The sequence below is a fragment of the Natronorubrum aibiense genome, from assembly GCF_009392895.1.
GTDB classification, from domain to species: Archaea; Halobacteriota; Halobacteria; order Halobacteriales; family Natrialbaceae; genus Natronorubrum; species Natronorubrum aibiense.
The window spans coordinates 1478450-1492152 of sequence record NZ_CP045488.1 but is presented as its reverse complement, the minus strand read 5'-3'; the positions used below and the strand labels follow the sequence as shown (position 1 = coordinate 1492152).

Genomic DNA, 13703 nt, shown 5'->3' with positions numbered 1-13703 from the left:
TATGGTTATTAGGTAATATTTCCATATTGGTTAGCATGGCGAAGATACCGGAGAGCACCGACGAACTCACGGACTTCATTCTGAACGATATCCTCTACCGCTTAGACCTCGATCCAGTAGATAGCGAACGACTCCTTTCGTATATGCGAGATCGACACGAGCATCTCTTTGGCCCGCATTCGACGTATTTCGTTCTGGGCAGCTACGAACCACCGTTCAAGTATCGTCTCGACGAGGCGCTTGACGTGCTGAATCATCGGCACAATGCCTATGCGTACTTGCTCGCCACACAGCCCAATCTCGATGTGTCGGATGACATCCCGGACCTCAAAGTAAAGTTCTTTCTCCACGCTCTCTACGCGGATTCGATTCCGCTAATTCTTGAACACGACACTGGTGGGGCGGTCGCCGAGTTTGGACGCGTTGAACGCCCGACGCTGCTCGATCGCACATATCTCTTCCCTCGAGCGCAGGACGAACACTACGATGATGATTCCCTACTCACAACACAAGATTCGATACTTGCTCGAGCCGTCGAGTTGGCATATCATGCTGATGACCTCGAGGAGGAACTGGATGTGCTTGCTGAACGCGCTCGTGATCACGGCCTGGACATCTCGACGCAGGATCTCGAATCGTATCTGGAATCCGAACTCGGCGGTCGTACGCCATCCTATAGCGGCGTGATAACTGATTCCCTCGTTCATCTCGATTCACTAGATCAGTGCTTTTCGTGGACGACGACAGAAGAACTCGAAGAACAACTGTCGAACGTTCCGTAGTCAGTCTCGAAGATGCGACGGCACTGACGTCTCTTCGTTAGTACTCGAGGCGGTCTACCCGTCCGCTTACTCGGACAGTATCGGATTCCCTGCGTCTACACGGAAGACACCCTCTCCCGATGTGAAGCAGAGTGCGACAGTAGTTGCCCATGCTAGGTAGCCACACACCGAAACTATAGAGTTTTGTATCGGGTGCGCGCGTATAGCAGTGACTGTACTCCATCGCTGCTTGTTGGTTTCAGAGATATGATCGTGATGTCACATATCCTTGCCTATCGGATTCAACAGCGGTCGAGGCAGGATTCCACGGGTCACCTGACCCGTGGTCGTTGACCTGTACAGTGATTCAGATCAGAGCTTGGAAGTGAGCCTTTCCAGTCGCAAATGATACAGCCAAGAAAACCCCACGACGCGCCGACATAAAAACGGTCCCTACCCGGTTTTCGTCGTGCGCCGTGGCGCAATTCGCTTGGACGAGGCACGCAATATGATGCCTCGTGGTATGTAATGGAGAAAGAATTTACTTGACTGTTTTGATACGGTGAACGTCGGCAAATCGAAGATTTGTGCGAGTCTCGAGTCGCACATCTGATTATCGCATTTGTAAAGTCACGTTCTTTGTAAATACACACGTTTTCATATATCACAACAGAAGACTTATGCCGGATTGTGCAAGACGAATCTAATACCCCTACTCGGGAGGCCGATTGGTCGATGTTGATAGATTGACCGATGCCCTAAGTCGCCTCCTTTGAATCGCGCGTTAATCAACTAAGAAGACAATAACAAGACAATAAATGACAAACGACGCAACTTATCGCGAAAAGGGACGCGCACTGTTCCTGGCCGCGCTTATGGTAATGTCGGTGTTCGCCATGTCCGCAGCGTTTGCGGGCGGCGCAGCAGCCGATGACCATGCTGACACAACCTTTACCGACGCTAGTAGCACCGAAAACGCGTTGCTCTGGCAAGGACAAGAAATCGCTGTCGGTGGCTATTCCGAAGGCGACGAAGTCCAGCTCCGAGAAGATCTGGGCGATGACGACGATCGCCTTGTCACGCAACTGACCGCTAACGCAGACGGTGAAATCGAATTCGACACTGATGACCTCGATGCGGGCAAGTACTTCATTGTTGACGACAGTACGGACAGCCCGTACGACACCTTCGAAGTCGTCGAACAGAGCCTTGACGTCGAATGGGACGACAGCTCTGTAGATAACGAAGGCGAATCGGAGACTGAAATCGAGTTTGACTCCAACCGTGGAACCTACAACGTCAACGCCAGCGCCGACGGCCTCGACGTTGAGGATCTGAAAAACATCTTCGCGAACAACGACAACACCGAGTTCACCGTTGTCGATGATAACGAAGAAGAGGACGACGATACAGTCACCCTCGAGGACGTTGAGGGTACCCACGTCGCTAACTTCTCGGACATTGATGCCGGCGAATACGACTTCGACTTCGAAGTGACGGATTCGACCGCTGAAGCCAATGACTCGATCGAAGTGACTGAAGGCGAAGAAGCCGAGCGCTCGGTCGAGGTTAACGAAGCCGTCGACCAGGGCGAACTCGCACACATGCTCGTCGACACTGACGGCACTGACAACAGTGCCCTGCAAGTCGGTGTCCACGAAGATACCAACTACGAAGTTGGCCTTGACATCGACACCTCCGACTACGATGACGATGAAGTCATCATCCAGATGAACACCTACCTTGCAGGTCAAAATGGTGTTTCTGGTGAGGACGATGTCTTCACGGCCATCGACGAGGATGGTGACGTCGAAGATGACGTTACTGTGAACGTCGAGTACGCTAACATCTCTGACAGTACAGAAGACAGCACTCTCCCAGGTCTGCTCGGCGACGGTGAGTACGAGCTCACTGTTGGCGACGATTTCACCACGGTCGATAACACCGAAGGAGAAATTGACAACGAGGAAGACTCCGCGTTCCTGACGCTGTCCGAGCGGACCGAAAACAGCGACATCAGCACGTGGACGGCACCTGCTGACGACAGCCTCGACGACGAGGAAGACTTCGAGGACACCACGCTGACTGAGACGGACACCATCGCCGATGGTGACAAGACGATTGTCAACATCGAGGATCTCGGCCACAGCGCCGCACTCGAAGACGCTGCTGAGAGTGGCGAGGACATCAGCGGTGACCTCGCTGACCTTGGCGTGACGATCGGTCTTGAAGAAACCAACGCAGGAACCAACGCGGATCCTGTCTACTACAACAGCTCCACTGGTGAAACCGAAGACGGTAGCGAAGACAACCCGTACGGTCTCTCCCTAAAATCGATCAACGATCTCGATTACGATGGTGAGAACCTGTACGTTGTCCTGGACAGCGATGAAGACTTCAGTGACGACGAACAGCAGTACGAAGTGACCTACAACGTCGACGAAGTCGACGGCAACTACATCGACGACGAAGACGACGAGATCGAAGAAACCCACGAACTCGCATACGAAGACGCCGAATTCGACTGGAACGTCGAAGATGAAGACGAAGTCGAGATCTCGAACGCAACTGAGATCACGGGCGAGACGAACGTCGCACCCGGTACGGAACTCGACGCAAAGGCGAGTTCCTCGGGCAACTTCGTTGAGGACAACCAGTCCGAAGTCAACGCTGATGGCATCTTCGCGCCAACGTTCGACTTCAGTGACGCAGAACCCGGCACCGAATTCGACCTCGAAGAGCGTGTGCTCGGCGATGATGTCGAAGACCTCGTCCTCGTCGGAGGCGAAGAAGAAGCAGAAGCTGACCTCGACTGGAACGTTAACACCGACCCCGCCGAGCCTGTCGCCGGTGACGATGTTGACGTGACCGTCTCCGCCGAGAACCTCGGCGACGAGACCGGTAACGCATCCTACGAGTTCATCTTCGGTGGCGACACCCTGCTCGAGGGTGACGACGTCTCCCTCGAGGGTGGCGAGTCCGACTCGTGGAGCGAAACCGTGACGGCCGAAGAAGCCGGCGACTACGAGTGGGAGCTCAAGGTCGACGGTGAGGTCGAAGAATCCGGTACGCTGACCGTCTCCGAGGAGACGACTGAAGACGACGGCAGCTCCGACGACGGCAGCTCCGACGACGGCGAATCTGAAGGCACGCCCGGCTTCGGCGTCGCTGTCGCAGTCGTCGCTCTGCTCGCAGCCGCCATGCTGGCGCTCCGCCGCCAGAACTAAGGCCTAACTAACTACCGGATTTTATCCGGCCCTTTCCGAACTTCGACTTTTTTGGCATCACAGCACTCACGAGCGATCCGCTCGCTCGAGTCACGAGAAGACCGACCAATAAACGAGCAACCGTTGTCAGAATCCGTCACAACGGCACGCTGTATGACCAGTGCTGCTGCTGACTGGTTCACTGACTGAGTACAGCCGCGACTCTACGTAAGTCACTCGAGGGTGTTGCACCGAGCACCGAGCACTGAGCAACACACTGCTAGCGCTGTTCTCGAGAACAAATCAACGTTGAGTCAGCACTCGCTGTATTGGCGCGCGAAACCGCTACTCGAGAAAACGCTGCTGGACGTCGCCGGTGGGCATCATGCACTGCTCTTTTTTGCCGAACAACCGGTAGCGGTTGGCCGCGACGAGATCGTACACCAGATCCCGAATCGGCCGTGGCACGAACCGAAACGGGGCAAGCAGTGCGTAGCGACCACCGAGAATCGAAGCGATTCGGATCACGGCCGCCGACTTCACGTAACACGTCTCGCCCTCGATGAGGACGATCGACTCGAGTTCGTCAGTCGGCAGGTCGTGTTCGGCCAGGAGTTCCTTCCCGACGTCCGATTGCAGCGATGCGAAATAAAATTGTTCGTCCGTGTCTCGTGGGACTAGAAACTGCACGAAGCCGTTACAGAGATTACAGACGCCATCGAAGAGAACGATCGGATCTTCGGTAGGGACCGGCGTGTCGGCGCTCATTCGAGTACGTATCGTTGGGTGTGTTGCCTGTTCAGCGTTTCGATGGGTTAGATACCAGTGGCAGGACAGGGTGAAGCTGAAATATGATTTTTAGCGTACAACAAGCTTATGCCAGCTTACCAGAGAGTCGCGAATAGAAACTAGTACGAGAATGTCACAGGATCAATCACCACGGCCGACGCTTCGGGACCGGCTGAACGCTGGTCTCGACTGGTTCGGGCACGCAACCCGACGACGGGTCGCGATCGACCGGCGTGCACTCGCTGCGTTTCGGATCTCGCTTGGGGTATTGCTGCTTGTCGATCTCGCGCGCCGAACACGGATGCTCGAGGAGTTCTACACGGATGCTGGCGTCCTGCCGCGGGAAGCACTCTTTGCTGATTACTCGTCGGTCTACTCGTTGCATGCACTCTCTGGCGAAGCATGGGTACAGGGACTGCTCTTTTTTATTGCCGGTGTGTTCGCCCTTGCACTGCTCTGTGGCTATCACACGCGCATCGCAGCAGTCGTCTCGTGGCTGCTGTTGATCTCGCTTCACATCCGTAATCCGATGGTTCTCAACGCGGGCGATATACTGTTACGGATGCTGTTATTCTGGAGTCTTTTTCTCCCACTCGGGTCTCGATGGTCGATCGACGCCCGTCAGAGAGAGCCGAATCTGGGACGGTCGGAGACGACGCTGGCCTCAGTCGCCACGATGGCAATTCTCCTGCAGGTGCTTCTAATGTACCTGACCAACGCCGTTCATAAGACGAGAAGCGAGATGTGGATGAGCGGTGAGGCGGTCGTCCATATTTTTCAGGCCGACCATCTGACGTTCCTGCTCGGAAATACGCTTGCTGGACACACGATGTTACTAGAGGGATTCACGTACGCGTGGATGGTGCTCATTGTCCTTTCGCCGTTGCTGCTTCTGCTCACTGGGATTCCGCGTGCAGTGTTGACGACGCTTTTCGTCGGAATGCACCTCGGGATGCTCGTCACGCTACGGATCGATCTGTTCCCCGTCATCGTTGTTTCAGGGCTGCTCCTGTTCTATCCACCCGTCGTCTGGGACGGAGTTACTACGATGGCGACTCGAGTCGGCCTCGCCGCTCCCACTCGAGGTGGCCTTGATCGACTGGCGACGATGCTGCCTGCAACTGGCAGATTGCTGTCGCGATTCGAGCCGTTTGGGACAGGCGAGACAAGTGTGCGGTCGGCTGTCTTCGCACGCAGTCGTGTATTCTTTGCGACGATAATTCCGTGGCTTATCCTCGTCTTGGTCGTACTTTCGAACGCTGAAGCGGTTGATTACACCGAAGTTCCGGATCCAGGTGACGAGGTTCTCGATACGATCCAGTCCAGTCAGAGCTGGCGGATGTTCGCACCGAACCCGACCTCAACTGCCCGGTGGCTCGTTGTTCCGGGTGAGTTAGCCGATGGATCGACAGTTGACGCTTTACACGAATCCGAGGTAGATTGGGACCGACCGCCGAGTGTCGACGAAACCTACGAAACCGCTCGGGAACGCAAATACATCTCGAACATGCGCTATGCCAATAACGAGAACCATCGTTCGTACTTCGCAAATCACCTCTGTGAACGCTGGAACAGCACTCATGAGACTGAACTCGAGCGTTTGACGATCTATGGAATGTCAGATATGTCTGGGCCGTACGACGATGAACCGGACGTCAAAGAATTCGAGTTAATCGAGTACGACTGCTCAGGTGAGTTCATACAGAATTGAGTGACTGGGTCATGTCGGATCCTGAAAGAATATGTCCTCACTTGTCCCGATGTATTTATTGATACTGGTACTTGAAACTGCGACGATGACTAAACCTTTTGAGCAACTCAAAGGGGGGCCACAAACGGACGTGCACGTAAATCGGCTCAATCTTGAGGAACGGATGTTGATCCGTCGAATCAAAATTGACCAAGCCTCAACCGTAGCTAATGGCCCTGAAAGCGGACGTTTCACCGCAATTTTCTATCTCGAGGGAGACGAGTACCGAGCAGCGGAACTATTTGTCGAGGAGAATCGTGACCATCTCGAGGCCATTGACTTTTCGAAACGGAATATCCTCCAGACGAGTCTCCCCCAAGAGATCTATGACTGGATCCTTCATCACCTTGGTGAGCGTGAATTACAAAAATTAGAGACTGTTGTCTATGAGAAACGGCAAACGGGAGTTAGATGGATAATCGATCGCGAACTGTTTGAGCAACATCCCAATCGACGTTATACTACCAGCGAAAACCAGTCTGCACGTATTGATAATATTTCTCTCGACGAACTTTACGAGAGTTTTGATACAGAGATTCGAGTAGCAGAACTTGACGAACACGATGCGGTTTCTGGGAATGTTCGATATATACTTGAATACTACCGTATTTTCGAGGAATTTAATTGTGACCCCGTCTCGATCGATAATCAAATGGCGATCCGAAAACGGAATTGATCGCTATCGGGATTTCTCACGGTGTACTGCCTCCAGGCCTCGAGGCATTTGGCCTGCTCTGCCTGTAGAATTCCATGTCATCAGTCGTGCGGAGGACGTCAAACCGGTCACTCTACATGGAAAGTCTCTCCTCAAAGAGAAACGACATCAGCCGTAAACAAGTGGTACAGTCGGCAGAATTTTCATAGGTGGGGTTCACTGCCATCCGTAAGCTAGATTCTGCGAATGGAACCACTTATCAAGGCGATCCCAGACGATGATCGTCGAGGGAAGGATCAAGATCGACGCTGCATACGCATAGAAGACACTTAGCGCAAGCAAGATCCCAAATTCTGCGATGAGCGGAATCAGCGCCAACGCGAGAACTCCTAGTCCACCAACCGTCGTTAACATGCTCCCGGTGAGTGCACCGCCAGTTCCACGAACAGTGACCTCGAGAGCGTCGTGTGCGTCTCGGCCAGCTTCGAACTCATCAACAAATCGGTGCATGAAGTGTACCGTGTAGTCTACGCCCAGTCCAATCGAGACAGAGAGGATTGGTGCATTGAACGCCGACAGTGCAATATCGAAATAGCGCATCGATCCTGCAATAGCGGCCACTGTGATTATGACTGGAACGAGATTGATCACGCCATAGACAGCACGTCCCTCAAGCCACCAGTAGGCGACCATTAGGAGGATTGCCGTGAGAGCAAGCGAAATCACGAGACCAGTGATTGCTGAACTAGTTATACGATCGGTAACAGCATTAAAGACGACAAGTTCACCCGTCGCTGAGGCATCCATCTGCATATCCGCTGCGACTTCCTTAGCAGCGTTTGTTGCTTCCGTTTCGTCAGCGTCTTTGTCCACTTGGAACACGAGACGAGTTGCACTCCGATCACTCGTAACGTATTCTTCTGCATCTCCATCCTCTAACAGTTCATCATACACTTGGTCGACGTCACGCTCTGGGAGTCCATCTCCGTTTGAATCAGCTTGATCAAGTGTCGTTTTGAACTCTGGATTTGTTGCAGCCTGTTCTTCCATAACGGTAACCAAGCTATCGGCCTCAGCACGTCGGTGATCTTGTTTAAGCGCATCTGGTGGGTTATCATGCGCGCGATCCAGATCGCGGATACCGCTAGCTGAACGTATATCATGATCATCGACGTAGACTGTCACAGAACTTATGAATCCTTGATCAAAGTCTTCCTCTTGGTGGTCAAGCACTGCCATGAACGTGTACTCACCAGGTGCGAGGGGCTCTGGAAGTTGCTCATATTGCTCAAGACGGTCTTCGTTCGGGAAAAACGCCTCCTGAGAGAATTCCGTATCGACACCAGTCCCGTAACTAGCCGCACCTGCGCCGAATATTAGTGCACTGATAAGAACAACCGCGGGAGCGATCCGCGCTAGTCTTGGACCGATCGCAAGGATCCGTCCGAGAATAGAGTCTTCATTTCCGAGTGGGGTTGTCCCAAACATAGGGATTCCAAACCGTTCGCGCAGCTGATCTGTCCCGACTTTTCCTGCAGGGAGGAAAATCCCAAAGATCAGCATCGTAAACAGGATGCCAATCGCGGAAACAAGGCCGAAATCTCGCAATTGGCCAATTGAACTCGTTAGGTTCGCCCCAAAGCCGATCGCTGTTGTAAGTGTTGCAATCAAGAAGGCACCGGAAAGTTGGCCTGTTGTAATCGTCATCGCATCGGTAATGTCTACCCCACGAGATCGCTCTTCCCGATAGCGATTGATACTGTGAATGCCAAAATCGATTCCAACAGCCAGTAATAGGGCGAACACCACGACAAACGACTCCGAGAACGGGATCCCAGCATACCCCATGAAGCCAAACGTCCAAATCATCGTCATGAGAAGCGCGAATAATCCAAGTGCAAGGTCAACCGGATCACGATAGGCAATGAGGAGGAAAACCAAAATCAGCAGTATTGCTGCTGGGAAGACCACGATGGACGTGTCACTGAGCAGTTGCTGATTTTCGTTATTGATGATCGCGTCTCCGAAGACATCGACGTTCTCCCCTCGTTCGTAACCGTCGATTTTGTTTGTGAGTTCCGCAGTTTCAGTCTGTAACGCCGCTTTGTCGTCATCATCAGCAGATGGTGGCGTATCGTAGGTCACTGCAATCTGCGCGACTTTCGCCTCGCCAGATTCCCGCGTGAAGTCAGTACTCACTGGGATACCACTGACTTCGTCCGCATTGACGATCGCTTTCTCCAGTTCCCGGGTGGTAGCCTGTTCGATAGCACGCTCATAGTCGTCAGGCGAGTCGGCCTCGGGGTCAAGTTGCTGTGCAATAAGCGATGCTGGGCTCGTCGTCGACTCGACACGGAGGTCGTCCTTATTTTCGACTCGATCCTGAAATTCGATCATACGCAGGAGGCTCGTCTTCGAAAGAACATTTCGTTCGTCGCTTACGAACAAAGTGGCTACTGATCCACTTTCGGGACGACCCTCGAGTCCGAAGTCCTCCTCCATGTCATCGAGCGCTTGTTGCTCTTCCAGATTCTCTGTGAACTGGTCTGTTCCTGCTTCTTGTCCACCACCAGCTAACCCGCCTGCGAACAGCCCCGTAATAAGGAGAAAAACCAATACGACTCGCCAGGGTTGTTCGGTGATAGCTGTGGCTATCCGGTCGGTAGAGAGACGATCTCCACCGTTACCGAAAGTGGCTCGCCCGTACTTGATGAGTTGATCGAGTCCTCGCATCAGTTAGCGTCGACGCAGCCAGAGCGTGGCTCCAATGCCGGTCACAGTGAGAAATGGGAATCCGATAGTAGCCCACGACGGGAAACCACCGCCATTATCCTGCGACTCTTCAACACTAATCGGATACTGATAGGTATCCGAGAGGACGGTGTCACCGCGTTCGGTATTATATTCGAAGTCAAGTTCAATCGGGTGATCTTCAATAGAGGCATCATCTGTGGCCGAAATTTCGAATCGAATCTCTGCGGATTCGCCTGGTTTGAGTTCGTCGACGAATGCCTCGTCATTTTCAGCTGAGAGGGGTGAATCATCGTAGAGCATCGCATCGATGTTTGACAGCGTTTCCGGTCGCTCGTTCGTAATCTCGAGGACAATCTCGCTCGATTCACCCTGTTGAACTGATGCGCTGGTATCGGTAATCGAGAATTCGTCTGTATAGTCGGCGACTGTCACTCGTTCAGAGTGAGGGCCGTCCTCAAGCGTTGAATCGCTACTCCCAGTGTATTCGACCGTAAATCGGAACTGCCGGTCACCCGGGTCTGCGTCGCCAGAGACGTCTGTGGGGTAATTGAACTTGGCTGTCTCACCTGGTTTCAATTCTGGAAGTGCGTACCGAGTGTCTCCGATAGAGAGTGAGTCACTCATCGGTTCTGCCACGAGTACTGCGTCGTCTATTGTTCGCGGCCCATCGTTTCGCACTTCTCCTGAGACATCCCCATCGTACCCGACTGCGAGAGTGTCGGCGATATTGTGGATCGAGAACTCCTGTTCGCTACCCGGTATCAGCGTTGCTCGATCAGCGGGTGCATTGCGTTCGATACCCTTCTCGTCGTCGTAGGTGAACGAACCTTCGATTGATTTGTTACCCGAGTTGGTCGATTCGTCCATTGCGACGTTAACCGTTGTTGTTGTTGACTCACCGGGCTCGAGATCACCAATGTGGTTTTCGCTTGCTCCGCCATCGATCATCACACCACCACTTCCAGTAAGAGTCATACGCGTGTCGTTTGCTCGCTGAGTCCCTGTATTTTCGACGTTGACTACTGCATCACCGGTAGCTCCTGGTTCCACGTTCGTTTTAATATTCGACAGTTCAAATCGCGGTTCATCAGGCACTTCGACCGTAATGTCGTGCGTTTCGCTCTTAGTAAGCCGTTGGTGGTCACCGTCACTTGCAACCCGATTTGTATAGGAGTACTTGACGTCCACTTCAACGTCGTACGTACCGGGCTCGATATCCTCAGGTACTTCAAGTTCGAGCGGAGCTGTCACGGTTGTTCCATCACTGATTGGACCAAGACTGGTCTTGCCAGATGTTGCCTCGAACGGCCCTGCATCCTCGACCTCGACGGTTACTCCGCGTGCAGTGAGGACCGTATTAGTTTGCCCTCCCGTTTTCAGATCTCCATCGTTTAGCACCGTGATCTCTAGGGGATTGTCACTGCCGGGAGTCACTTCATCTTCTTCAGCCCAGACATCCAACTCTGGTTCGCCACGTGTAAGGCCAGTCTCAGCCCCACTACTTTGTGTCACAGTTCCGTCTTGGGCTAAGGCACCAACCATCCCCATCGGAGCTATAAGCATACTGGCGATAACGATACCAGCGAAAAAAATCGGGATTCGACGAGTCATGTCCATCATCACCTTACACCCTGTCGAAAACTGACGGCTGCTGAGGGAGATAGCATGTCACGTAAGCCCGTGAGGATTTCTCAACCGACGCGGTCACAAGACTTTCAATCATACTGACCCCTTCGAGTGAGCACGCTTAACAGCTTTGAATGAACATTCAATCAGTACCGCTATATCCCCAAAGAATGAGTGCAGCACTAATGTATCGAGAGCAGACACCAGGGAAGTCCAATGAAAGTAAGTACAGGGGCGCTCACACAACAAAAAGTATGTATAGCGATTATTTCGCTTGCAGCCACATGGTGACTTCTCATGAATGAGGATCCGCTTGAGTTCGTCGATCCTGAAACAACACAAGACGAAATCCTCATTGCGACCTATCGGGCGCTGTCGAAATATGGCTATGCCGAGTTGACGATTTCGAAAATCGGCGATGAATTCGACAAAAGCCCTTCACTAATCTACCACCACTACGAGGACAAGGAGGCGCTTATCTTCGACTGTCTTGAATTCATGCTCGAACATTTTGAAGCGTCACTGGTCGAGACTACTATCGAAGATCCGAACGAAGCGTTGATCAACTTTCTTGAGGTTGGAATGTGTCTTGGACCTGATGAACCAGACCAGTTGATCCGGACACTAACTCAACTCCGTGCCCGTGCAAGCCACAACGACTTTTACGAACACTTTTCACGCAGTGATCGTGTCTTTCAGGATCATCTCGAGATGATTATCAGCGAAGGTATCGAGGAAGGTAAATTCCAGGATTGCGATCCCGAACAGGTTGCAACAATGCTTTTTACGACACTCACAGGGATCCTCTATCGACGGACAACAAGCGATATCGAAGGAGGGATTGCTCCGCTTCGGACAGAACTGACACACTATCTCGAGAGTCGATTGGGAATTAACAGCGAAGTTGAGATCGACTCCAACAAAGGGTTCTATACCAAATAATCATATATGTATTAGTTTTGCAAGAGTTTACAATATGTACATATAAAGCCAGCTCTTCACAAGACACAATTAATGACTGTCTCAAAAAACGATCTACGGCTACCAGCAGATGCGCTCATTCTCTATTGCCTATATTGTTGCGGGCAAGGAACGAGTATAAGCATTGCTGACATGATTTCGCGAAATGAGAGAGACGTTTCACAGCGTATTTCGAAACTTTCCGAATTAGGTTTAGTTACTGGTGTGGATTCTCCCACGGAGCCGGTGACACTCTCCACACCTGATGGTGTTGATGCCGCTGAGAAGTTCGTCGCTTATCTTTTTCCAGATCAGCGCCACAAGATCGAGCAGATGATGGCCTATTCAGTCACCTGGAATTGAGTCCTCCTCGAATGTTCTTCACGGGTTGTCTGGAACTGACATCCCCTCACTGCTGAAAGGTAGGAACCTGCTTCATTTCGGCAAGCGCAAAGAATCGTAGCCAAAACAGTACTCACACACCGCCGTTATTTTTACTCGTAATAAAGTAATACGAATAGCCGATAGGGTTACTTCCTAAGTAGCTATTGAAGAATTATCTCGAGAAATTCGAAAAGCATTTAACCATAATACAATGACATGAATTCGGAGATAGCATGGGGAAATTACCGAAGCGAATTGGTAGCTCTCTTCGAGCACGTTCGAATAGACGCTCCCTCGTGGGAGATACTGGAAGTCTCAGCCTGCGCGGCACTACAGGCCAATCGGGTTTGCAAGGAGGTTTCGGTCGTCAATGACGGAAAAGGTCCCCGCTACTGATGATCGACTTGATTTTGTTGGTCGTCGACATCGTATCGTACGCAGTGGAGTTGCGTCCCTACTCATCCTTTCATTGGTTGCTGTAGATCCCGCCCTTGCACAGGATGGAGTGGTCTGTGATGCCGAAGGGTTGCCAGATATGATCTCTGGGTTCTTCCAGATCACGACTGCTCTCGGTATCATAGGTCTGGCAGTGGTCTGGCAGGCCGATTCACTCGCGGAGATGTTCACGATGAATCTCGAGCAAAAAAAGAGACTCAAACAACACAAGCGAGCGGCGCTGAAGTCTGCGATCATCCTCATGATCCTCGGGCCGCTGTACACGGTCGCTGGCTCTGCGATGGAGCTTCCGCTTGCGGAATGTGTCGACCTCGTTCCGTGGTAATCCTCGAGCGCTGATACTCTGTGAACGCCTTCCAGAT

The 13703-nt window shown here is 52.3% G+C and carries 10 protein-coding genes; 7 read left to right on the top strand and 3 right to left on the bottom strand.

Annotated elements, in window-relative coordinates; genetic code table 11:
- The first annotated feature begins 35 nt into the window (after window positions 1-35).
- On the top strand, window positions 36-782 hold the full coding sequence (locus GCU68_RS07315; protein ID WP_152940275.1) for a hypothetical protein: 747 nt from the start codon (window positions 36-38) through the stop codon (window positions 780-782).
- Between the two features lie 797 nt (window positions 783-1579).
- Window positions 1580-3988 (top strand): BGTF surface domain-containing protein, encoded by a 2409-nt coding sequence (locus tag GCU68_RS07310; protein WP_152940273.1) that lies wholly within the window; start codon window positions 1580-1582, stop codon window positions 3986-3988.
- Window positions 3989-4312: 324 nt separating this feature from the next.
- Here GCU68_RS07310 and GCU68_RS07305 read toward each other — a convergent pair whose 3' ends face one another.
- Entirely contained in the window at window positions 4313-4735 is a 423-nt protein-coding gene (locus tag GCU68_RS07305; RefSeq protein WP_152940271.1) for a thiol-disulfide oxidoreductase DCC family protein, read from the bottom strand.
- A gap of 151 nt (window positions 4736-4886) precedes the next feature.
- On the opposite strand from GCU68_RS07305, the gene GCU68_RS07300 reads away from it, so the two are divergent.
- Both GCU68_RS07300 and GCU68_RS07295 read left to right on the top strand, forming a co-directional pair.
- Window positions 4887-6467 carry an HTTM domain-containing protein gene (locus tag GCU68_RS07300; protein ID WP_152940270.1) on the top strand — a complete coding sequence of 527 codons (1581 nt, stop codon included), beginning with the start codon at window positions 4887-4889 and terminating at the stop codon, window positions 6465-6467.
- 31 nt (window positions 6468-6498) lie between these two features.
- The gene (locus GCU68_RS07295; RefSeq protein WP_227014974.1) at window positions 6499-7182 is read left to right on the top strand and encodes a hypothetical protein; all 684 of its coding nucleotides are present in this window, start codon (window positions 6499-6501) and stop codon (window positions 7180-7182) included.
- Between the two features lie 195 nt (window positions 7183-7377).
- On the opposite strand, the gene GCU68_RS07290 is transcribed toward GCU68_RS07295, so the two are convergent.
- Complete coding sequence (locus GCU68_RS07290; protein ID WP_152940266.1) at window positions 7378-9894, bottom strand: efflux RND transporter permease subunit; 2517 nt, start codon at window positions 9892-9894, stop codon at window positions 7378-7380.
- Between the two features lie 3 nt (window positions 9895-9897).
- The gene (locus GCU68_RS07285; protein WP_227014973.1) at window positions 9898-11535 is read right to left on the bottom strand and encodes a COG1361 S-layer family protein; all 1638 of its coding nucleotides are present in this window, start codon (window positions 11533-11535) and stop codon (window positions 9898-9900) included.
- 303 nt (window positions 11536-11838) lie between these two features.
- Between GCU68_RS07285 and GCU68_RS07280 the strand changes: the two genes are divergently transcribed.
- The 3 genes from GCU68_RS07280 to GCU68_RS07270 all read left to right on the top strand — a co-directional run bounded on the left by GCU68_RS07280 (window position 11839) and on the right by GCU68_RS07270 (window position 13666).
- Window positions 11839-12483, top strand: coding sequence for a TetR/AcrR family transcriptional regulator (locus GCU68_RS07280; RefSeq protein ID WP_152940264.1), 645 nt, complete (start codon window positions 11839-11841; stop codon window positions 12481-12483).
- Between the two features lie 72 nt (window positions 12484-12555).
- Window positions 12556-12864: a helix-turn-helix domain-containing protein gene (locus GCU68_RS07275; protein WP_152940262.1), complete on the top strand. Its 309-nt coding sequence runs from the start codon at window positions 12556-12558 to the stop codon at window positions 12862-12864.
- A 391-nt stretch (window positions 12865-13255) separates the two neighbouring features.
- Window positions 13256-13666: a hypothetical protein gene (locus GCU68_RS07270; protein WP_152940260.1), complete on the top strand. Its 411-nt coding sequence runs from the start codon at window positions 13256-13258 to the stop codon at window positions 13664-13666.
- The last annotated feature ends 37 nt before the right edge of the window (window positions 13667-13703 follow it).